We start from the raw sequence: 19802 nt of genomic DNA, 5'->3' as shown, positions 1-19802 counted from the left end.
GGGCTCTGGCGTCGTCAGGCGGGCGGAGACCCGGTGGCGCGACCGTCGAGGACGTGCAGGGCGCCGGGGACGACCGTGACGCGCACGGGCAGGTGGGAGATGCGTTCCCCGTCGGCGAAGGCCGGGGGTGGCGGGCGCCCGGCGTCGGTGGCCTCGAGGAGGACGGACGTGACGTTCCGCAGGTCGACGGCGGGGTGGTGCACGTGCTTGCCCTGGTACATGCCGGGGAAGATGCGCGCGGCTCCGAGTCGGGTCAGGGGCCCTGCGGTGACGAGGTCGAGGAGGCCGTCGTCGATCCGGGCGTCGGGGGCGATCTGGACGCCGCCGCCGAAGCGATGACCGTTGGCCACGGCGACCAGGGTCCCGGCCGAGGTCCACACGAAGGGGTGCGCGACGTCGTCGGGCGCGTCGGGCATCTCGGGCACCGTGCCCGGGGCGAGGTCGGCGGTGATGCGGTACCCGTAGGGGCGGAACCGGGCGAGCTCGCTCGCGACGGCGCGCACGTACTTGGCGCTGCCCCGCGGCCACGTCAGCGCGTTGGCGTGGGCGTTGACGGCGGCGTCGAGGCCCGCGGACAGGACGCCGCAGAACCAGCGCCCGCGCCCCGGGCGCGGGGCGAGGTCGGCGCCCAGGGGTTCGGCGCGGGCGGCGTCGACGACCCGCACCCCGTTTCCGGTGCGGCGGGCGGACAGGGCGTCGAGGAGGATCTCGACGGCGGCGGGGACGTCGTGCACGGGCAGGTCGAGGGCCGCGGCGAAGTCGTTGCCCGTGCCGGCGGCGACGACGCCGAGGGGGATGCCGGTCCCGGCGACCGCGTTGACGCCGAGGTGGACCATGCCGTCCCCGCCGACGACGACGAGCGCGTCGACCGGCGCGCCCGAGGCGCCGGCGACGGCGTCGCGGGCGTTCTCGAGGGCGAGGGGCGCGTTGGGGGCGCTCAGGTCCAGGACGTGGTGCCCGGCCTCACGCAGGAGTGCGAGGGTGCGCGCGCCGTCGCCTCGACCCCGCCCGCGGTCGGCCGTCGGGTTGACGACGACGGCGAGGCGGGCGGGGCGGGGCTGTGCCCGGTCAGGCACCGGAGAGCGCGGCGGCGGCGCGCTTGTCGGTGCTGCGGTCGCGCAGGATCGCGATCCCGACGGCACCGAAGTACAGGACGCAGATGGGCAGTGCGACGAAGATCATCGTGAGCGCGTCGGGCGTGGGGGTCATGACGGCCGCGAAGACGAACGCGATGAGGACGGCCCAGCGCCACCCGGCGAGCAGGGCCGTGGACCGGACCAGGCCCGCGAAGTTCAGGGCGACCAGGACGACGGGCAGGACGAACGCGAGCCCGAACGCCAGGACGAGGCGCATCACGAAGCTCAGGTAGCCCTGCGCGTCCGTGAGGTTCGTCGCGCCCTCGGGGACGAACGCCGCGAGGATGTCGACCGCGTGCGGCAGGACCCACCAGGCCAGGGCGACGCCGCCGAGGAACAGGGGCACCGAGGCGCCGAGGAAGCCCACGGCGTAGCGGCGTTCCTTGCGGGTCAGGCCCGGGGTGATGAACGCCCACAGCTGGTACAGCCACCACGGGCAGGTCACGAGCACCCCGAGGAACAGGGAGACCTTGATCTTCATGTCGAGCGCGGTCGCCATGCCCGAGTAGTTCAGGTTGATGACCTTGTTCTGCGCGGCAGCGGCGGCCTCGAGGGGCGCCTGGAGCGCGGCCAGCAGCGGCTCGTAGAGGAACCAGCCGCCGATCGCGCCCAGGACGAGCCCGCACGAGACCAGGAAGAGCCGCTTGCGGATCTCGAGCAGGTGCTCGCGCAGCGGCATGCGCCCTTCGGAGGACCTGGCCGTCTTCGTCGAACCGGCCACGGATCAGGCCTTGGGGGCGTCGTCATCCTTGACGGCAGGCTCCGCGGGCTTGTCGTCGTCGCGCAGGTCCTTGACCTCGCTCTTGAAGATCTTGAGGGACTGGCCCACGCTGCGGGCCAGGTCGGGAAGTCGCTTCGCCCCGAACAGGAGCAGGACGACGACGACAAGAACGATGATGTGCCAGGGCTTCAGCATGCCCATGAGATGGCTCCCTTGGAGTCGGACGCAAGTCTTGTTGTCGCAGATCCTACGCGTTGAATCGACGCCACCGGTCCCACGTCACCTTGTTGCGGGTCCTGCGTACGGCCCGACGCTCGGCCCGCTGCGCGCGCAGCTCCTCGACCCGCTCGTGCAGGAGGACCGGGTCGTCGAACAGGGTGGGCGCCGTGCTGGGCGCCGACGCCGCCAGCGCAGCGGTGACCTCGTCCGTGCGCTGTGCGAACCGGTCCATCACGAGCGCCGACTCCGACATCTGCGCGAACAGCGCCCTGGCCTTGCGCCACAGGTCGCGCCCCAGGAAGAAGGCGCCGACGAGCGTGCCGACGACCAGGACCGACCAGATGGTGAACCACATACGACCCAGCCTAGTTCGCCGGGCCGTCGGCGGGCCCGGTCGTCGCGTCCGAGTCCCCGTCCCCCGCTCCGTACGCGGCCAGGGCGGCGCTCGCGGCCTGCGCGACGTCGTCGGCGACCTCCTGGGGCGCGACGGCCAGGACGTGGCGTGCGTGCTCGAGGAGCAGGCGGCGCAACCACACGGGGTTGGTGACGCGCAGGGAGACCTCGAACGCGCCGTCGGGCAGGTTGCGGACCTTCTCGACGGGGACCTGCTCCGCGACCCAGCGCGCGGGGCTCGCGAACGTGATCGTCGCGAGCGGTGCGTCGCCCGTGGGCGTGAAGTCGACCTCGGTCGGCAGGTCGTGGTCGCCCGTGGGGACGTCGAGCTCGGTCGCGGCCAGGAGCCGGTCGAGGCGGAACGTGCGCTGCCCCTGCGCGCGGTGGCACCACGCGAGGAGGTAGGAGTACGCGTCCTGGGTGTGCAGGGCGACGGGGTCGATCTCGCGCTCGGACACGACGTCCGAGCTCGTCACGTACCGCACGCGCAGCCGGTGCCGGTTCGCCAGTGCCGAGGACACCGCGGCGACGACCTCGGGAGCGCCGTCGGGAGACAGGCGCACGTCCAGGGCCGCGGCCGCCTCGCCCGTCGCCCCGGTGAGCTTGTCCAGGACGGACGCGACGACGTCGGCCCGCGCCCGGTCCGCGCGCACCGCCGGGGTCTCCCCCATGGCGCGCAGTGCCGCGATGAGCGCGACCGCCTCCCGCGTGCCCAGGCGCAGGGGCCTCGTCATGCCGCGCGCCTCCGTGAGCCGCACGACGCCCCGCTCGAGGGAGTCCGCGTCGAAGTCGATCAGGTCGTCGGGCCAGTATCCCGGGGTGCCGGACACCCACAGGGCGTCGACGTCCTCCACGATCTGCCGGGTCGTCACCCCGAACCGGGTCGCGAGCTCCTCGACCGGGACCCCGCCCGCGCCGTCCAGGTAGCTGACGATGCCCAGCAGGCGCACCAACCGGTCGTCCGCGCGCTCAGCCACGCTGCTCCTCCGTGCTCGTCGTGCCGTTCGGGTGGTCCTGCGTCGTCGTGCCCGGTGCCGGCCCGAGGTCCGCCGCAGCCGCCAACCGGCGCACCACCGCATCCCGCAGCCCCGCGGGGCTCAGGACCACGACCGCGTCCCCGTACCCCGCGATCTCGTCCGCGAACGCGTGCTGGTTCGTGAACGACACGTGCACCACGTCGCGCCCGTCCGCACGCGGCCCCGTGCCCGGCCCGTCGCCGTCGCTGCGCCCTCGCGCCCGCAACGCCTCGGCCCGCTCCGGTCCGATCGCCAGGGCCGCCAGCTGCTCCTGCCCGGCCCGCGCGCCCAGGAGCGCGTCCACGTCCACCCCGTCCGGGATGGCGAACGCCCCCGCACGCCCCAGCAGACGCACCCGGCCCTCGATACGGCTCAACCGGTAGGCCCGCGGCGCCTGGCGCTCGCGGTCGAACCCGAGGAGGTACCAGCCGCCGCGGCGCGCCGCGATGCGCCACGGCTCGACCGTGCGGTCCCGCACCTCGCCCGTGGAGGCTGCCCGGTACGTGAACGACACCGGACGCAGCGCCTCGATCGCGTCCAGGAGGGGACCGTACGCGTCGCCCACGGCCCGCACCCGCGGGGCGAGCCCCGCGACCGCGTCGTTCGCGACCTCGCCCGCCCCCGCCGCCCGCAGCTTCGTCAGGGCGCGCGAGATGTCCGTGCGCAACGTCTTGTCCTGCCAGAACTGCGCCGCCAGGGACAGCACCCCGAACTCCGCAGGCGTCAGGTCGACCGCAGGCAGCGCGTACGCGTCCTGGTCGATCCGGTACCCGACGTCGTCGCTGTGCCCCCCGGCGTCGACCGTCACGATCGGTATCCCGAGGTCGCGCAACGAATCCTTGTCGCGCTCGAACATCCGCTCGAACGCCTCTGGAGACGGCGCGTCGGCATACCCCGCGACACTCGTACGGATCTGCTGCTTCGTCATCGACACGCTCGTGTTCACGAGGGCGATCACGAGGTTCAAGAGCCTCGTGGCAGGGTTGACTGGTTGACTCGTCTGATCAGGCATCGGCACCCACGCTAACGAACGCTATCCTCACCCGTGTGATGACGTGGCGTAGTGCAAGGGTGATCTCCCGCGGGCGGAACTGGCAAGGCGCGCAAGAAGTGACCGTCGAGCTCGACGAACCCCTGCCCGCCAGCACCGCCCCCGGCGCCGAGGAACGCCCCCGCACCGTGCGCGCCCTCGCCTACCCGCAGCTCGTCGGAGAACCCCAGGTCGGCGACCAGGCCCTCCTCAACGTCTCCGCGCTCGCCCGCGGCCTCGGCACCGGCGGATACGCCCTCGTCGTCGCCCTGCCCGGCGCACTGCCCCCCGACCCGGCCCCCGGGCCAGGACACCTCGTCAAAGCCCGCTACACCCCCCTGCAAGCCCTCGTGCTGGGCGTCGACGAGCAGGAGTCCCCCCACCACGACACCCTGCGCGACGCCGACGACCTCCACGCCATGCCCGTCGTCGTCGCCGACCTCCACTCCGCCCTGCCCGCGATCGCCGCCGGCGCACGCCTCGCCGCCGCCCAGGACGGACGCCCCGCCCCCCGCATCGCCTACGTCATGACCGACGGCGGCGCACTGCCCGCCGCGTTCTCCCGCACCATCGCCGCACTGCGCGACGCCGACTGGCTCCACACCTGCCTCACCGTCGGCCAGGCCTACGGCGGAGACCACGAAGCAGTCACCGTCCACACCGGGCTCCTCGCCGCCCGCCACGTCACCGGCGCCGACCTCGCCATCGTCACCCAAGGCCCCGGCAACCTCGGCACCGGCACCCGCTGGGGCTTCTCCGGCGTCGCCGCCGGCGAAGCCCTCAACGCCGCCGCCACCCTCGGCGGACGCCCCGTCGCATCCCTGCGCGTCTCCGGCGCAGACCCCCGCGACCGCCACCTCGGCATCTCCCACCACTCACTGACCGCCTACGGCCGGGTGGCGCTCGCGGCCAGCGACGTCGTCGTCCCCCGCCCCAGCGCCGACGTCGAAGCCCTCCCCGGGTGGGGGGCCGCCCTCACCGCACGCATCACCGAGCAGGCCTCGCACCTCGCCGCACCCCACGGACGCCACCGCCTCGTCCACGCCGACGCCGACGCCCCGCTCCTCGGAGCCCTGCGCACCACCCCCGTCGGGCTCTCCACCATGGGCCGCGGGCTCGACGACGACCCCGCCGCCTTCCTGACAGCCGCCGCAGCCGGCCTGTACGCCGAGAGGAACCGACCAGCATGAGCAACCGGACGCGACTGGGGGGTGTCGTCGTCCTGATCGCCCTCGTCCTCGTCGGCGCCGCCGCCGGGAACCGCTGGAGCTTCCGGCTCGAGCCCGTCACCACCAGACCCAGCACCGTCGCCCCCACCCCACCCGTGCTCCGCTCGGAAGAGACCGCGCTCTTCCTCGAAGGCCTCGACGAACGCGCCGCCGGCCTCAGCATCGGCGAGTACATGACCTACCTGGCCACCCTGGTCGCCGCCGTCCTCACCATCGTCGCCATCGTGCGCCTGCGCCGCCGCACCCGCGAACCCGCCCCCGAGGCCCCCACCCCCCACGACCACGTCGCAGCAGGCGCCAGCATCGCCACCCCCACCCTCACGATCCAGCTCCCCGCACTCCGCCGCGGAGTCCAGCACGCCCGGCACCTCCTCGACACCGCCGCCACCCCCCGCGACGCCGTCACCGCCGCCTGGATAGCGCTCGAGGACGCCACCGCCGACACCGGCCACCGCAGACACCCCGCACAGACCCCCACCGAGTTCACCACCACCGTCCTCGACGCCACCCCCGCCGACCCCGACGCCGTCACCACCCTCCTCGGGCTCTACCAGCGGGCACGCTTCACCACCCACCCCCTCACCCCCCAGGACGTCGACGCCGCACGCGACTGCCTCGAACGCCTCGCCATCGCCTTCACGCCGCCCGTCACCGACGACCGCGACGACCCCCAGCACCAGGCAACCACCGGCACGCCTGCCGCCCGAGGAGAGACGCGATGAAGCTCCGGCTCACCACCGACAAGAAGATCCTCACCCCCGCGACACTCCTCGTCGCCACCGGCATCGCCCTCGCCTACCTCGGACTCGACCTCCCCCACGCCATCGCCCTCACCGTCGCCCTCCTCATCGCCCTCGTCCTCTCCCGACGCATCGACGCCGGCCACGACCCCCAGCACCGCGCACTGCCAGACACCAACCGAGACGGCGCACGCCGCGACCTCTCCGACCTCACCTGGGCCATGCACGGAAGCCACGGACGCGTCAGCGAACGCGCACACCAACGCGTGCGGGCGCTCGCGGCCACGGCTCTCGCCGACGAGGGCATCGACCTCCACAGCACAGACCCGGCTCAGGTGCAGGCAGCCGCGGAACGGCTCGGCTCGCAGGTCCACCAGCAGATGACCTCCGACCCGCGCCCGCCGACCATGAAGGTCCTGCGCTCGTGGGTGAGCGCGATCGAGCACCTCTCCGACGGCTCGCCCGCCGGCGAGAGCAGCCGCGGCACCGGCCGGCAGCGGACCCGCAGCGACGCCTGACCAGCACGACCGCCGGCACCGATGCCGGCATCCCCCAGCATCCGTAGACACCCGCACCGAGAGGCGAACCCGATGACGGACTCCCCTGCCCCCGCGCTCAGCATCCCCGAGGTGGCCGAGCACGGCCGCCGCATCCTCGACGAGGTCGGTACGGCCGTCGTCGGCATGCGGGACTCGCTCGAGCTCGCGCTCGCCACGATCCTCGCGGGCGGCCACGTCCTGTTCGAGGACGTGCCCGGGCTCGGCAAGACCCTCGCTGCGCGCAGTCTCGCGACCGCCCTGGGGCTCGACTTCGCGAGGCTCCAGTGCACCCCGGACCTCCTGCCCGCGGACATCACGGGGTCGTCGGTGTACGACCCGGCCACGACCGACTTCGTGTTCCGCCCCGGGCCGGTCTTCACGGGCATCTTCCTGGCGGACGAGATCAACCGCACGGCACCCAAGACGCAGTCGGCACTCCTCGAGGCCATGGCCGAGCGGCAGGTGTCGATCGAGGGGAGCACGTACCCGCTCCAGCGGCCGTTCCACGTCCTCGCCACGTCGAACCCCGTCGAGTACGAGGGCACCTACCCGCTGCCCGAGGCCCAGCTCGACCGGTTCATGGTGCGTCTCGGCGTCGGGTACCCCGGTCGTGACGAGGAGCGCGAGGTCCTGCGGCGTCGTCTCGACCGTCGCCAGGAGCAGGCCGAGGTGAGCCAGGTCGTCGACGCACGGACAGTCCTCGCGATGCAGGCGGGGGTCGAGGCCACCGACGTCGACCCCGACGTCCTCACGTACTGCGTGGACCTCGTCGCGGCCACGCGCGCCGACTCCCAGCTCGAGGTGGGGGCGTCACCTCGTGGGTCGCAGAACCTGGTGCTGCTCGCCCGTGCGGTGGCCGCCCTCGACGGCCGGGACTACGTGCTGCCCGAGGACGTCAAGCGGGTCGCGGTCCCGGTGCTCGCGCACCGCCTCACCCTGACCCCGACCGCCTGGGCCTCGAACGCGCAGCCGCAGACCGTCGTCCGCGCCATCCTCGACCGCGTCCCCGGCCCCGCTGCGGTCGCCACCACGACGCGATGACCTCGCTCGCCACGGCCTCGCGTCTGACGAGCTGGCAGCAGACGACGAGCCTTGCCGCGGGGGTGGTGCTCGGTCTGGTGCTCCTCGGCGCGGGTCTCCTCGCGGGGCGCGCGGACATCGCCGTCCTGGGCGCTCCTGCGCTGCTCGGCGCGGTGTGGGGGTGGAGCGCCAGGCCGCGGGGCGAGGCCGTGGTCGCGACGTTCGAGCCGGCGACCGACGTCGACCCGCGTCCCGGGGAGCTCAGGGCACGGCTCCGCCTCGACGTGCCCGACGGCGCCACACCGGTCCGCCTGCGCGTCACCAGCCCTGGGAACGAGGATGCGGACGTCACGGTGCTGGTCGACCGGACCCGGACCCTCGACCTCACGACGCACTCGGCGAGGACTGGACCGCACCGGATGTTCCGGGTCGACCACGTCGCGTCGGGGCCCGAGGGCGTCGTCGAGTCGGTACCGGGCGCGGTCCAGTCCCCGGGAACGTTGGTCCTGCCGACCGCGCAACCCCTCGGTCTCCTCCCCCTGCCGCGCCAGCTCGCCGGGCTCACGGGTCCGCACACGACCCGTCGTCTCGGCGACGGTACCGAGCTCCGGGACGTCCACCCGTTCGCCCCCGGGGACCGTCTGCGCCGCATCGACTGGCGGGCGACCGCACGCCGGTCGCCCGGGCTCGAGACGTTGTACGTCCGGCGTACCCAGGCGACGGCCGAGGCGACGGTCGTCCTGGTCCTGGACTCGCGGGACGAGGTGGGCCCCGACGTCACGACGTGGCGAGGGCGCGGCCCGCTGCCGATGGACCGGGCGACGTCCCTGGACATCGCCCGGCACGCCGCGGCGTCGGTCGCCCAGACCGCGCTCGACGGCGGGGACCGGGTGGGGTTCGAGGACCTCGGGTGGATCCGTCGCCCGCTCCCGCCGGCTGCGGGCAAGCGCCAGCTCCAGCGGATCGTCCACGCCCTCGCCCTCGCCCACCCGATCGGTGAGCCTCGAAAGCGCACGCGCCCGCCGCAGATCCCGGCGTCGGCGCTGGTGTACATGTTCTCGACCTTCCTCGACGACGAGAGCGCCATGATCGCCCAGACCTGGCGAGCGACAGGACACCCCGTGGTCGCGGTCGACATCCTGCCGACCGTCGACGTCCCCCGGGACGAACCGGGCGTCGTGCTCGCGTGGCGCATCACGCGACTCGAACGCGAGCAGCGTCTCGAGGCGATCCGCCGCGAGGGCGTCCTGGTGGTCCCCTGGACCCCCTCGATGAACGACAGGGGCGGAGCCCGTGCAGCGCTCGAGCTCGCGGCCCGCCGTCAACGCCACAGCCAGCGAGGGACGACCCGATGAGCGCGCACGCCACCGCCCCGCCCGAGAAACCAGCGGGACCACCGGCGACCGAGGTGAGCACCGGCCCGACCGTCTCGGGCGGCGTCCTGCGTGCGGTCGCGACCGGGGCGACGTTCGTGTTCGGCCTCCTCGCCGTGCTCCAGCTCGTCCCGTCGCTGCTGGGGAGCGTGGCGGTCGCCCTGGTCCTGGCCGCCATCGTCGCGGCGCGCCCGCACACCCCGGTGCCGCACGCGGTGCTGTTCGTCGGCGCCCTCGCGACGCTCGGGGCCGACACGTCGTTCGACCCGGTCGTCTTCCTGCTCCTCCCGTTCGCCCACGTCGTGCTGCGTTCCTCGTGGTGGGCGGCGCGCGTGCCGCGGAAGGGCCGCGTCGAGCGCGTGGTGCTCGTCCCGGAGCTGCGCCGCACAGCCGTCATCCAGCTCGCGTGCCAAGGGCTGGCGCTCGTCGGTTTCGCGGCCTCGACCCTGGACAGGAACGGGTTCTTCGTCGTCGTGGCCTCGGTCGCGCTGATCGGGCTCGTCGTCCTCGTCGTGCCGCGGGCCTGGTGGCGCTGAGACGACCTCGCGACGCGGTGCGACGGCCTCTGCTCTCCCGGCTGGAGCAGGGGCCGTCGTCGTGCGGCGGGTCCGCGAGGCACGGCCCGGCTCGTCCGGGCTGGTCGGTGAGTCGACCGCGTGGACGAGATGCGTGCTCTGTACGCTTGGCACACTATTTTGTCCACGAGAGGCGAAGGAGATCGGCGCGCAGCATCCGAGCGTCTGACCTACCGTGGCCGGATGGCCGACACCCCCGCCCGCCCCGTCCTGCAGCTGCGCCTGGTCGTCGAGGCGCAGGACTTCGAGGAAGCCCTTGCCTTCTACCGTGACGCCCTGGGCCTCCCCCAGCTCGAGGCGTACGCCGGCGAGGGCGACTCGCGGGTCGCGATCCTCGACGCTGGCCGCGCCACGCTCGAGATCGCGAACCCCGCGCAGAAGCGCATGATCGACGACGTCGAGGTGGGCCGGCAGGTCGCTCCCCGGTTGCGCGTGGCGTTCGAGGTGACCGACGCAGGGGGCGTCACAGCCGACCTGGTCGACGCAGGGGCGTCGCTCGTGGCGCCGCCCGTCCGCACCCCGTGGGACTCGCTCAACGCACGCCTCGACGCCCCGGCCGGTCTCCAGATCACGGTGTTCCAGGAGCTCGACACGAAGGCCGCACCCTCCCCCGCGGACGATCCACGCGAGGAGTGACCTCCGCCGTCGGGCGGCCCCGAGGCTACTCCTGCCCGGCCTGCCCGTCGGCGACCTCCGTGTGCCACGCCCGTCGGACCTGCTCGAAGCGCGTCGGCAGCGGCGGCCGCACCCCGCCGTACCGCGCGTTGGTGCGCTGCACGAACCGCCGCCAGGACAGCACCAGCCCCTGTTTCGTGATGGGCAGCCCGCTCGCGACCGTGATGCCGTTGTCGTGCGTGTGGTGGACCGTCAGGAGCAGGGCGCGCGGCACCGACCCCTCCAGCTCGGAGCACAGCTCCTCCCGGACGTCCATCCAGCGGCGCAGGACCATGACCACACCCGGTTCGAGGCGGTGCTCGCGCACGGTGCGGTGCTTGCCGTGCTGGACGACGACGCTCCCCTCCCCCGCCTGGGCGCCCGTGGGCCCCAGGTCGAGCGAGTCGACCGTGCAGCGCAGCAGGTCGGAGTACCTGGCCCCCGTCGCGCGGGTCAGGCCGACGATGACCGCCAGGCGGACCAGCTCCGGCTTGGTCGACGCGTACATGGCGCCGACCGACAGCTCACGCCAGACCCACTCGGCCTCGTCGCGCGTGACGGGTGGGCGCGGGTAGCGCGGCGCGAGCCCCCGGGCGGGGTCGACGTCAGGACGCCCCTCGCCCGTCGAGGCCGTGGGCGGTGAGTCGGCAGCATCGGTGACCATGGAGGAAACCTATCCGCTTGGCACACTATTTTCAATCATGCCGCACGACGTGCCGCTCTCGACGTCGTCCCGCTCTCGAGACCAGCACGTCCCGCCCGTTGGCTAGGCTGGGCGTCGATGGACTCCCTCCAGCACTCCCCTCGGAGCGTGCCGCTCCCGTCGACGATCGCCCGCCCTGTCGAGCACGAGCTCGTGGTCAAGAGGTCCCGCTTCCTCACGCTCCTGCACCCCGTCGAGTCGGTCGCCGAGGCGGAGTCCGTGATCGCACGGGTCCGCAAGGAGCACTGGGACGCGCGGCACCACTGCACGGCGCTCGTCGTGGGCACGCACGCCGACCAGCAGCGCTCGAGCGACGACGGTGAGCCCTCGGGCACGGCCGGCATCCCCATGCTCGAGGTCCTGCGTCACCGCCACGTGACCGACCTGGTCGCGGTCGTCACGCGTTACTTCGGCGGGGTGCTGCTCGGGGCGGGCGGGCTCGTCCGCGCCTACTCGAACGCCGTGAGCGAGACCCTCGACCTCGCGCCCGTCCTGCGCCGCGCGATCATGGTCGAGGTCACGGTCGACGTCCCGCACGCGGAGGCGGGCCGGATCGGGAACATCCTCCACGAGTGGTGCCAGACCCACGGCGCAGTGCTCGAGGGCGCCGACTACGCGGCAGTGGCCACGTTCCGGCTCCTGGTCCCGCCGGGACATCTCGCCGAGCTCGACGCAGACGTCGCGTCGGCGTCGAGCGGAGCGATCTCCCCCGCCCTCGGCGACAGCCGGGTCGTCGACGTCCCCGCCTGAGCGGCCCCGAGCGCACGGCCAAGGCCCCTCCTGGGCCGCGCGGCGTCGTCGGGCACCAGGAAGATGCTCGACGGCGCCACGCGCCTTCCACGGGCCGTCAGCGGTCTCGTGGGCCGCCCGTGGGTACGTCCGCGCCGCACCCACGGGCGGGAGGCTCCGCGGGACCTCGCCGCATCCCGTCAGCGGGTCCTGATCCCCTCGGGGCCGACGTGCGCCCCGTCCGGGACGGTCGACGGCTCACCGGCGTCCTCCAGGACCGCGTCCCCCTCGGCGACGACGCCGCGACCGAACGTCCAGTCCCCCCGCACGGTGAGCCCCCGAGCGGCACGCAACGACGGAGCGCCCTGACCGAACCGCGCGTCGAAGTCGCCGACGAGCTTGTAGTGCGCGGCGTCGAGGTCGATCAGCGGCGCCTCGACCTGGGCCGTGAGCGTGAAGTCGTCGCCGAGCTCGTACACGTCCGAACGCAGCAGCAGCAGGTCGCTCGTCGCCTTGACGGGCAGGAAGCGGCTGCGGTCGACCTCGATGACGGTCGAGCCCTCGAAGACCTCGATCGCGGCGCCCATCGCCGACTCGATCTGGATCACGGGCGTCGAGGACGGGTCGGTGGGGTCGACCGTCTTGGGGTTGCGGATCAGGGGAAGCTCGAGGACTCCCCCGGTGCGGTCGAGCTCGGCGGCCAGCGCGCGCAGGTCGAGCCACAGGTTGTTCGTGTTGAAGTACCGGTGACGCTCGATGTCCCCGGCCGCGGCGAGGTCCTCCTCGGGCGTCTGCGCGGTCTCGCGCAGGACCAGGCGGCCGTCCGAGCGTCGCACCACGAGGTGACCGCCCTTGCGGTCTGCGGGCGTCCTGCGGGCGACCTCGGCCGCGAACGGGGCGCCCGACGCCGCGAACCAGCCGGCCATGGCCGCGTCCGGGGCTGCACCGAGGTTGTCCGAGTTGGAGACGCTCGCGTACAGGTAGCCCGCGTCCAGGAGCTGCTGGAGCGCCCCCGACGTCACCAGCGCCGTGTACAGGTCCCCGTGGCCAGGCGGGCACCACTCCAGGTCAGGGTCCGCGGGCCATTCGACCGGCTCGAGGTCGTCCGCCCGCAGCTTGGGCTCGCGGTTCTGCAGGAAGTCGAGCGGCAGGCCGTCGACCGCGAGGTCCGGGTAGGCCGCGAGCGCCGCGAGCGTGTCGTCGCGGGTGCGGAAGCTGTTCATGAAGAGCAGCGGGAGGCGTGCGCCGGTGGCGGCGCGGGCGGCGCGGACCTGTCCGGCGATGATGTCGAGGAAGGTGAGGGGGCCGTCGCTGGTGTCGCGGACGGTGAGGAGGGACTTGGCGCGGTCCATGCCCATGGAGGTGCCGAGGCCGCCGTTGAGCTTGACGAGTGCGGTGCGGGAGAGGGCGGTGGCGGCGTCGTCGGGGCTGATGTCGAGGTCGTGGCGGTGTGTGACGTCGGTGAGGGGGTCGACGTCGGTCTCGGGGACGGTGCCGGTGGCGCCGCCGTCGAGGAGCTCGTAGAAGCGGCTGAAGACGTCGATCGCGGTGGGGTGGACGCCTGCGTCGGCCATCTTGTGCTGGGAGTGGGTGAGGCCCTGGCTGCTCATGGTGTCGATGCTAGGTCTGGGTGCCTGCTCGTGCTGGGCGGGCTCGTGGGGCGTCGGTCACGTCCGTGGTCACTCGAAGCGGGTGGGGTCTCCTGCTCCGACGCGGACGACCTCTGCGGCGCCGGAGGAGAAGTCGACGACGGTGGTGGGTTCGGTGCCGCAGTCGCCGGAGTCGACGACGGCGTCGACCTGGTGGTCGAGGGCTTCCTTGATCTCCCAGCCCTGGGTCATGGGTTCGTCCTCCCCGGGCAGGAGGAGCGTGCTGGACAGCAGAGGTTCGCCGAGGGCGCGCAGGATGGCCTGGGTGACGGCGTGGTCGGGGATGCGGACGCCGACGGTCTTCTTCTTGGGGTGGGCGAGGCGTCGGGGCACTTCGGCGGTCGCGGGCAGGATGAACGTGTAGCTGCCGGGCGTGGAGGCCTTGATGGCGCGGAACGCGGCGTTGTCGATCTTGACGAGCTGGCCGAGCTGGGCGAAGTCGGCGCACACGAGCGTGAAGTGGTGCTTGTCGCCGAGGTGGCGGATGTCGCGGATGCGTTGGGTGGCGCTGTGGGAGTCGATGCGGGCGCCGAGGGCGTAGCAGGAGTCCGTGGGGTAGGCGATGAGGGCGTCGTCGCGCAGGAGCGTGACGATCTGGTCGATCGCGCGGGGCTGGGGGTCGACGGGGTGGACGTCGAGGTACTTGGCCATGGCGTGAGCCTAGGCCTGCCGGGGTGGGGTTGCCGCCGGGAGGCTGGTGCTCGTGCCCGATGGCGAGCGCGGCGGCGCGCGCGGGGGGACAATCGGTGCGATGCGACTCGTGACCTTCAACATCCTGCACGGCCGGTCCACGGTGGACGACCTGGTCGACGTGGACCGTTTCGCCCGTGCCGTGGCGGAGCTCGACGCGGACGTCCTGGCGTTGCAGGAGGTGGACCGCAACCAGCGCCGGTCGGGACGGGCGGACCTGGCACGGGTCGCGGCGGAGGCGATGGGGGCGGTCGACCACCGGTTCGCTCCTACGCTGGACCAGCGGTCGGCGCGCGGCCGGTCGCAGTACGGTGTGGCCCTGCTGTCGAGGTTCCCCGTGCTCGAGTGGAGGGTGCTGCCCCTGCCGCGCCGCCCGTGGTGGCGGCCTCTGCCCCGGGCCTCCGACCAGCGGGCGCGTCGGTGGCGGCTCGACGAGCCGCGCACGGCTGTGGTGGCGGTCGTGCAGACACCTCAGGGCCCTCTGACGGTGGCGGCGACCCATCTGAGCTTTCTCGACGGGTGGGGCGAGCACCAGCTCGACCGGCTCGTGGGGGGTCTGGAGGGGGCTCCGCGGCCGCTCGTCCTGATGGGGGACCTGAACCTGCGCTCGGAGGTGCCTGCGACCATCACGGGGTGGACCCCGCTGGCCGTCGCACGGTCCTACCCGGTCTCGCACCCGACGCTGCAGATCGATCACGTCCTGGCGGACGGCGGGGTGCGTCCGTTGGCACCGGCGCGGGCGGTCGACACCGGGTTGTCGGACCACCGGGCGGTGGTCGTGGACGTCGAGCTCGACGGCGCGACCCCCTCCTGAGCGGCCCCTCGCCCACGGTGTCGAACAGGCGTTCGAAGCCGATCGCCCACGCTGCCCCGTCGACTCGAACACCAGTTCGACGCAGGTTGCCGCACCCAGCACATCTGCTCGAACACGTGTTCGACGTCGTGCCCACCCGTGGACCGAGAGCACCTCTCCCCCGCGGCGACCTCACCTCAGGGTGGTGCGCCCGTGCGTCACCCGGACCACGGGAAGACGCAGCGCGGCGGGGGCGTCCGCCGGGACGAGCGGGGAGCGAGGCGCGACCGGGGCCACCCGCCGGTAGGCGCTCCCGAGCGGTGGCCTGGGGTCGGCCTCGCCGCGGTTGGGCCACAGGGCCGCCGCCCGCTCGGCCTGTGCCGTGATCGTCAGCGACGGGTTGACGCCCAGGTTCGCGCTCACGGCCGAACCGTCCAGGACGTGCAGGCCCGGGTGCCCGAACACCCGCTGGTAGGCGTCGACCACCCCGGTCCCCGGTGAGGCGCCGATCGCGCACCCGCCCAGGAAGTGCGCCGTGAGGGGCATGCCGAAGGGCTCCCCGATGCTCCCGCCGGGCGCCCCGCCCATGACCCGGGCCAGCCGCTGGACCGTCTCGTGCGCGGTGGGGATCCACCCCGGGTTCGGGGCCCCGTGCCCCTGCCGCGAGGTCATGCGACGACGGCCCGTCCAGGAGCGGCGCGTGTACGTCGTCAGCGAGTTGTCGTGGCTCTGCATGACCAGGGCGATCACGGTGCGCTCGGACCAGCCGCGCAGGTCGAGCATGGCCGGCAGCCGACGCCGCTGGGCCCACAGCTCCCGCAACCATCCGGCGGGCGACGGCGACGGACCGGGGTGAGCGACGCCGTCGGGCTCCGTGCTGCCCGGGCGCAGGCCGCGAGCGCCGCGGGGCGTGACGAGGACGGTCTGCAGGAGAGCCATGGCGTTGGACCCGTGGCCGTAGCGCACGGGTTCGACGTGCGTGTGGGCGTCGGGGTGGAAGGAGGAGGTGATCGCGACGCCGCGCGTGTAGTCGGGCAAGGGGGCGCCCGAGGGGCGTGGCCGGTCGGCGGTCGCGCCCAGTAGCGCCTCGGAGTTGGTGCGCGTGAGCATGCCGAGCCGAGGTGAGAGGTCGGGCAGGGTGCCGGCGTCGCGCTGGGCGTGCAGGAGCTGCTGCGTGCCGTGGGCGCCCGCGGCGAGGACGACGTGCTGGGCGGTCCACCGGGTGCGCCGGGCGTACGGGCGGTCGGTGCGCCGGGAGGTGACCTCGTAGCCGCCGCCGGGCGACGGCTCGATGCGGGTGACGGTCGTCAGAGGGTGGATCCTGGCCCCACCGCGCTCGGCGAGGTGGAGGTAGTTCTTGACGAGGGTGTTCTTGGCGCCGTGTCGGCACCCGGTCATGCACTGCCCGCACTCGAGGCAGCCGCGCCGCTCGGGGCCGGCGCCGCCGAAGAACGGGTCGGGCACGGACACCCCGGGGGCGCCGAAGAGCACGCCCACGGGGGCGGGTGTGACGGTGTGCGCGACGCCCATCTCGCGCGCGACCTGGGCCATGGCCTCGTCGGCGGGGGTGCGGCCCGCGTACGTCACGACGCCGAGCATGCGCCGCGCCTGGTCGTAGTACGGGGCGAGCTCGGCCTTCCAGTCGGTCAGGTGACCCCACGCGGGGTCGGTGTAGAACGCGTCGAGGGGCTCGTACAGGGTGTTGGCGTACACGAGGGAACCGCCGCCCACCCCGGCGCCCGCGAGGACCAGCACGTCACGCAGGCGGTGGACGCGCTGGATCCCGAGGCAGCCGAGGCGCGGGGCCCACAGGAAGTCGCGCAGGTGCCACGACGTCGCGGCGAAGTCCTCGTCCGCGAAGCGTCGGCCTGCCTCCAGGACCGCGACGCGGTAGCCCTTCTCGGTCAGGCGCAGGGCCGCGACGGACCCGCCGAACCCGGACCCGACCACGAGCACGTCGACGTCGTGGGCTCCTTCGGGGGCGCGGCGCCGGTGGGCGCCCTCGCCCGTGCGCTCGTCCTGGGTCATCGTGGCCACCTCGATCCTCGGGCGCTCCGTCGCGCCCGGCAGGTGCCCATCCTGCCACCGGGGCCGCGCGGCACACCGGGCCTTCGTCCCGGCTCACCGGCTCACCGGCCGCCCGGGCTGCGAGTCCGCGAGCGCCGACCTAGCGTGGACGGGACCCGAGTACACCTCGCCCGCAGCGGCCGCCGACCGGCGTGCGCGCGTGCGGCGACCTGAAGGAGGATCCCGTGCCCGACCAGACCCCCGCCTTCCCCGCCCAGCAGCAGGAACCCCCCGGCCTGACGTCCACCATGGACCCGTTGCCCGACCACGGTGAGTCGTCCTACCGGGGTACGGGCAGGCTCACGGGCCTGCGGACCCTGATCACGGGGGGCGACTCGGGCATCGGGCGCGCCGTCGCGATCGCGTTCGCCCGGGAGGGGGCCGACGTCGCGATCGGCTACCTGCCCGAGGAGCAGGTCGACGCCGAGGAGACCGCGCGCTGGGTGCGTGAGGCGGGCCGCACGGCCGTCCTGCTGCCGGGGGACCTGCGCGAGGAGGGCGCGTGCCGCGCGATCGTCGCCGACGCCGTCGCGCAGCTCGGCGGCCTGGACGTGCTCGTGAACAACGCGGGCTTCCAGATGGCGCGGCGGTCGTCGATCGCCGACGTGACGAGCGAGGACCTCGACCGGGTGCTCAGGACCAACCTGTACGCGCTGTTCTGGGTCACGCAGGCCGCGCTCGAGCACCTGGGCGAGGGCGCGACGATCATCAACGTGTCCTCGATCCAGGCGTACCAGCCGTCCACCTCGCTCCTGGACTACGCGTCGACCAAGGCCGCGATCAACAACTTCACGGTCAACCTCGCGGCCGAGGTCGGTGAGCGGGGCATCCGGGTCAACGCCGTGGCGCCGGGACCGATCTGGACACCGTTGCAGCCCGCGACGCAGCCGCCGGAGAAGATCGAGCAGTTCGGGGCCGACACACCGCTGGGGCGCGCCGGGCAGCCCGCCGAGGTCGCACCGGCGTTCGTCTTCCTCGCCTCGCCCACCGACGCGAGCTACGTCTCGGCGACCGTCCTCGGCGTCACGGGCGGCAAGCCCGTGTTCTGACCCGCCCGCGCGGGGTGCCCTGGCCCCGTGGGCGGCACGAGCGCTCTCGAGGGTCGGCGACGAGCCCCGCCCGTCCGCTCCGGGGCTAGGGTGAGAACCGGGTCGAGGAGCGGCCCGACGTCCTTGGCAGTGATCCCGGAGGCGACGATGCCGACGACCATCGCACAGCTCATGTCCACGGCGTTCTGCACGGTCGAGCGCACCGCGACCGTCGCGCAGGCCGCACGCACCATGATCGACGACGACTCCGGCGAGGCGGTCGTGCTCGACGACGGCGACGTGATGGGCATCCTCACGGACCGCAGCATCGTGCGGGCCGTGGCTGCCCAGGCCTCGCCCGAGCACCCCGTGGGCGACCTGTGCACCGAGGACCTCGTGGTGCTCAGCCCCCAGGACCCGGCCAGGGAGGCCGTGCGGATCATGGAGCGCCACGCCCTGCTGCGGCTGCCCGTCATGGTCGGGCCGGACCTCGTGGGCATCGTCCGCCTCTCCGACCTCGTCACCGCGATCGAGCGCGGGCAGGTCTCGGTCGGTGCCCGCGACACCGAGGACGCGGCGCACGCGTGACCCTGGCGCGCACCCTCGTCGTCCACGGACCGCGTAGCGTTGTCCTCGACAGGTGGAGGAACGGCGCGGTCGTGCGCCGCCGACCGTCCACCTCCGAGCACGAACGGGAACGGCCGATGACGCAGGATCTGCAGCAGACGAAGGACGACACCCTCGACGTCCCCACGAGCGCCGAGTACGGCACGGGGGCGACCCCGGCCACCGCCATCGAGTCCTCGATCGCGTCGGCCGCGCGGACGCTCGCCGAGGAGCCCAGCCTCCAGGAGACGCTCGACCGTACCGTGGAGCTCGCGGTCGCGATGGTCGAGGGCTGCGACGCGGCGGGGATCTCGCTCGTGACCCGCAAGGGAGGCATCGAGACCCCCGCCGCGTCGCACGACCTCGCCCGGCGCGGGGACGAGCTCCAGTACGCGCTGAACGAGGGGCCGTGCCTCGACGCGATCCGCGAGACCGACCTGGTGCGCACCAACGATCTCGCGGCCGAGCCGCGCTGGCAGCGGTGGGCCGACCAGGTGCACGAGGAGCTCGGGGTCCGCTCGATGCTGTGCGTGCAGCTCTTCACGAGCGAGACCTCGCACGGCGCCCTGAACCTGTACTCACGCTCCACGGGGGCGTTCCCCGCCACGGCGCTGTCGATCGTCTCGACGTTCGCCGCGGTCGCCGCCGCGGCCCTGACCGCCGCCCGCACCGAGGAGCAGCTCACGAGCGCCGTGCAGACCCGCACCGTGATCGGCCAGGCCCAGGGCATCCTCATGGAGCGGTACCAGCTCTCCGCGCAGCGCGCGTTCTCGGTCCTGAGCCGCGTCTCGCAGGACTCGAACGTCAAGCTCTACGACCTCGCCCGGGAGGTCGTCGAGACGCGCCGGTTCCCGACGACGTAGGCCGCCCGGCGCGGCGGGCCACCGGTCCG

The 19802-nt window shown here is 73.6% G+C and carries 22 protein-coding genes; 12 read left to right on the top strand and 10 right to left on the bottom strand.

Features of this window, described 5'->3' with window-relative positions:
- Positions 1 to 14: 14 nt before the first annotated feature.
- From ACFRCR_RS00295 to ACFRCR_RS00270, 6 genes are read right to left on the bottom strand one after another with little or no spacing between them, the layout of a single operon-like run.
- Complete coding sequence (locus tag ACFRCR_RS00295; RefSeq protein WP_377674462.1) at positions 15 to 1076, bottom strand: diacylglycerol/lipid kinase family protein; 1062 nt, start codon at positions 1074 to 1076, stop codon at positions 15 to 17.
- The gene (gene tatC / locus ACFRCR_RS00290) at positions 1069 to 1857 is read right to left on the bottom strand and encodes a twin-arginine translocase subunit TatC (protein ID WP_377674460.1); all 789 of its coding nucleotides are present in this window, start codon (positions 1855 to 1857) and stop codon (positions 1069 to 1071) included. Before tatC ends, ACFRCR_RS00295 begins: the two co-directional genes overlap by 8 nt.
- 3 nt (positions 1858 to 1860) lie before the next feature.
- Positions 1861 to 2058 carry a Sec-independent protein translocase subunit TatA gene (gene tatA / locus ACFRCR_RS00285; protein WP_036571710.1) on the bottom strand — a complete coding sequence of 66 codons (198 nt, stop codon included), beginning with the start codon at positions 2056 to 2058 and terminating at the stop codon, positions 1861 to 1863.
- A 46-nt stretch (positions 2059 to 2104) separates the two neighbouring features.
- Complete coding sequence (locus ACFRCR_RS00280) at positions 2105 to 2431, bottom strand: hypothetical protein (protein ID WP_377674458.1); 327 nt, start codon at positions 2429 to 2431, stop codon at positions 2105 to 2107.
- Positions 2432 to 2441: 10 nt separating this feature from the next.
- A complete protein-coding gene (locus tag ACFRCR_RS00275; RefSeq protein ID WP_377674456.1) occupies positions 2442 to 3446 on the bottom strand; it encodes a helix-turn-helix transcriptional regulator in 1005 nt (334 codons plus the stop codon).
- Positions 3439 to 4413 carry a helix-turn-helix transcriptional regulator gene (locus ACFRCR_RS00270; protein ID WP_377674455.1) on the bottom strand — a complete coding sequence of 325 codons (975 nt, stop codon included), beginning with the start codon at positions 4411 to 4413 and terminating at the stop codon, positions 3439 to 3441. The genes ACFRCR_RS00275 and ACFRCR_RS00270 overlap by 8 nt, the downstream gene beginning before the upstream one ends.
- 119 nt (positions 4414 to 4532) lie before the next feature.
- Here ACFRCR_RS00270 and ACFRCR_RS00265 point away from each other — a divergent pair, with 119 nt between their 5' ends.
- From ACFRCR_RS00265 to ACFRCR_RS00235, 7 genes are all read left to right on the top strand, one after another.
- On the top strand, positions 4533 to 5705 hold the full coding sequence (locus tag ACFRCR_RS00265; protein WP_377674452.1) for a DUF3866 family protein: 1173 nt from the start codon (positions 4533 to 4535) through the stop codon (positions 5703 to 5705).
- Complete coding sequence (locus ACFRCR_RS00260) at positions 5702 to 6466, top strand: DUF4129 domain-containing protein (RefSeq protein WP_377674450.1); 765 nt, start codon at positions 5702 to 5704, stop codon at positions 6464 to 6466. Before ACFRCR_RS00265 ends, ACFRCR_RS00260 begins: the two co-directional genes overlap by 4 nt.
- Positions 6463 to 7002, top strand: a complete 540-nt coding sequence (locus ACFRCR_RS00255) for a hypothetical protein (RefSeq protein WP_377674448.1) — start codon at positions 6463 to 6465, stop codon at positions 7000 to 7002. The genes ACFRCR_RS00260 and ACFRCR_RS00255 overlap by 4 nt, the downstream gene beginning before the upstream one ends.
- 72 nt (positions 7003 to 7074) lie before the next feature.
- Positions 7075 to 8064, top strand: coding sequence for an AAA family ATPase (locus ACFRCR_RS00250; RefSeq protein ID WP_377674446.1), 990 nt, complete (start codon positions 7075 to 7077; stop codon positions 8062 to 8064).
- Positions 8061 to 9398, top strand: coding sequence for a DUF58 domain-containing protein (locus ACFRCR_RS00245; RefSeq protein ID WP_377674444.1), 1338 nt, complete (start codon positions 8061 to 8063; stop codon positions 9396 to 9398). The genes ACFRCR_RS00250 and ACFRCR_RS00245 overlap by 4 nt, the downstream gene beginning before the upstream one ends.
- A complete protein-coding gene (locus ACFRCR_RS00240) occupies positions 9395 to 9952 on the top strand; it encodes a hypothetical protein (RefSeq protein ID WP_377674442.1) in 558 nt (185 codons plus the stop codon). Before ACFRCR_RS00245 ends, ACFRCR_RS00240 begins: the two co-directional genes overlap by 4 nt.
- A 222-nt stretch (positions 9953 to 10174) precedes the next feature.
- The gene (locus ACFRCR_RS00235; protein ID WP_377674440.1) at positions 10175 to 10627 is read left to right on the top strand and encodes a VOC family protein; all 453 of its coding nucleotides are present in this window, start codon (positions 10175 to 10177) and stop codon (positions 10625 to 10627) included.
- Between the two features lie 25 nt (positions 10628 to 10652).
- Here ACFRCR_RS00235 and ACFRCR_RS00230 read toward each other — a convergent pair whose 3' ends face one another.
- Positions 10653 to 11309: a tyrosine-type recombinase/integrase gene (locus ACFRCR_RS00230; protein ID WP_377674438.1), complete on the bottom strand. Its 657-nt coding sequence runs from the start codon at positions 11307 to 11309 to the stop codon at positions 10653 to 10655.
- 117 nt (positions 11310 to 11426) lie between these two features.
- Here ACFRCR_RS00230 and ACFRCR_RS00225 point away from each other — a divergent pair, with 117 nt between their 5' ends.
- Entirely contained in the window at positions 11427 to 12098 is a 672-nt protein-coding gene (locus tag ACFRCR_RS00225; protein ID WP_377674436.1) for an IMPACT family protein, read from the top strand.
- Between the two features lie 179 nt (positions 12099 to 12277).
- Here the strand turns inward: ACFRCR_RS00225 and ACFRCR_RS00220 are convergent, their stop codons facing one another.
- Both ACFRCR_RS00220 and ACFRCR_RS00215 read right to left on the bottom strand, forming a co-directional pair.
- Positions 12278 to 13687 (bottom strand): UTP--glucose-1-phosphate uridylyltransferase, encoded by a 1410-nt coding sequence (locus ACFRCR_RS00220; RefSeq protein WP_377674434.1) that lies wholly within the window; start codon positions 13685 to 13687, stop codon positions 12278 to 12280.
- A 69-nt stretch (positions 13688 to 13756) separates the two neighbouring features.
- Positions 13757 to 14377: an L-threonylcarbamoyladenylate synthase gene (locus ACFRCR_RS00215; RefSeq protein WP_377674432.1), complete on the bottom strand. Its 621-nt coding sequence runs from the start codon at positions 14375 to 14377 to the stop codon at positions 13757 to 13759.
- 100 nt (positions 14378 to 14477) lie between these two features.
- Between ACFRCR_RS00215 and ACFRCR_RS00210 the strand changes: the two genes are divergently transcribed.
- Positions 14478 to 15230 (top strand): endonuclease/exonuclease/phosphatase family protein, encoded by a 753-nt coding sequence (locus ACFRCR_RS00210; RefSeq protein WP_377674430.1) that lies wholly within the window; start codon positions 14478 to 14480, stop codon positions 15228 to 15230.
- Positions 15231 to 15401: 171 nt separating this feature from the next.
- On the opposite strand, the gene ACFRCR_RS00205 is transcribed toward ACFRCR_RS00210, so the two are convergent.
- Positions 15402 to 17237 carry an FAD-dependent oxidoreductase gene (locus ACFRCR_RS00205; protein WP_377674428.1) on the bottom strand — a complete coding sequence of 612 codons (1836 nt, stop codon included), beginning with the start codon at positions 17235 to 17237 and terminating at the stop codon, positions 15402 to 15404.
- A gap of 287 nt (positions 17238 to 17524) precedes the next feature.
- Between ACFRCR_RS00205 and ACFRCR_RS00200 the strand changes: the two genes are divergently transcribed.
- The 3 genes from ACFRCR_RS00200 (at position 17525) to ACFRCR_RS00190 (ending at position 19773) form a co-directional block, all read left to right on the top strand.
- Positions 17525 to 18325: an SDR family oxidoreductase gene (locus ACFRCR_RS00200; RefSeq protein WP_377674490.1), complete on the top strand. Its 801-nt coding sequence runs from the start codon at positions 17525 to 17527 to the stop codon at positions 18323 to 18325.
- 147 nt (positions 18326 to 18472) lie between these two features.
- Positions 18473 to 18892 carry a cyclic nucleotide-binding/CBS domain-containing protein gene (locus ACFRCR_RS00195; RefSeq protein ID WP_377674426.1) on the top strand — a complete coding sequence of 140 codons (420 nt, stop codon included), beginning with the start codon at positions 18473 to 18475 and terminating at the stop codon, positions 18890 to 18892.
- 116 nt (positions 18893 to 19008) lie between these two features.
- Entirely contained in the window at positions 19009 to 19773 is a 765-nt protein-coding gene (locus ACFRCR_RS00190) for a GAF and ANTAR domain-containing protein (protein WP_377674424.1), read from the top strand.
- The last annotated feature ends 29 nt before the right edge of the window (positions 19774 to 19802 follow it).

The sequence above is a fragment of the Oerskovia sp. NPDC056781 genome, from assembly GCF_042789955.1.
Lineage (GTDB): Bacteria > Actinomycetota > Actinomycetes > Actinomycetales > Cellulomonadaceae > Oerskovia > Oerskovia rustica.
The sequence above is the reverse complement of the archived record's forward strand: the minus strand, read 5'-3'. Positions and strand labels throughout refer to the sequence as shown.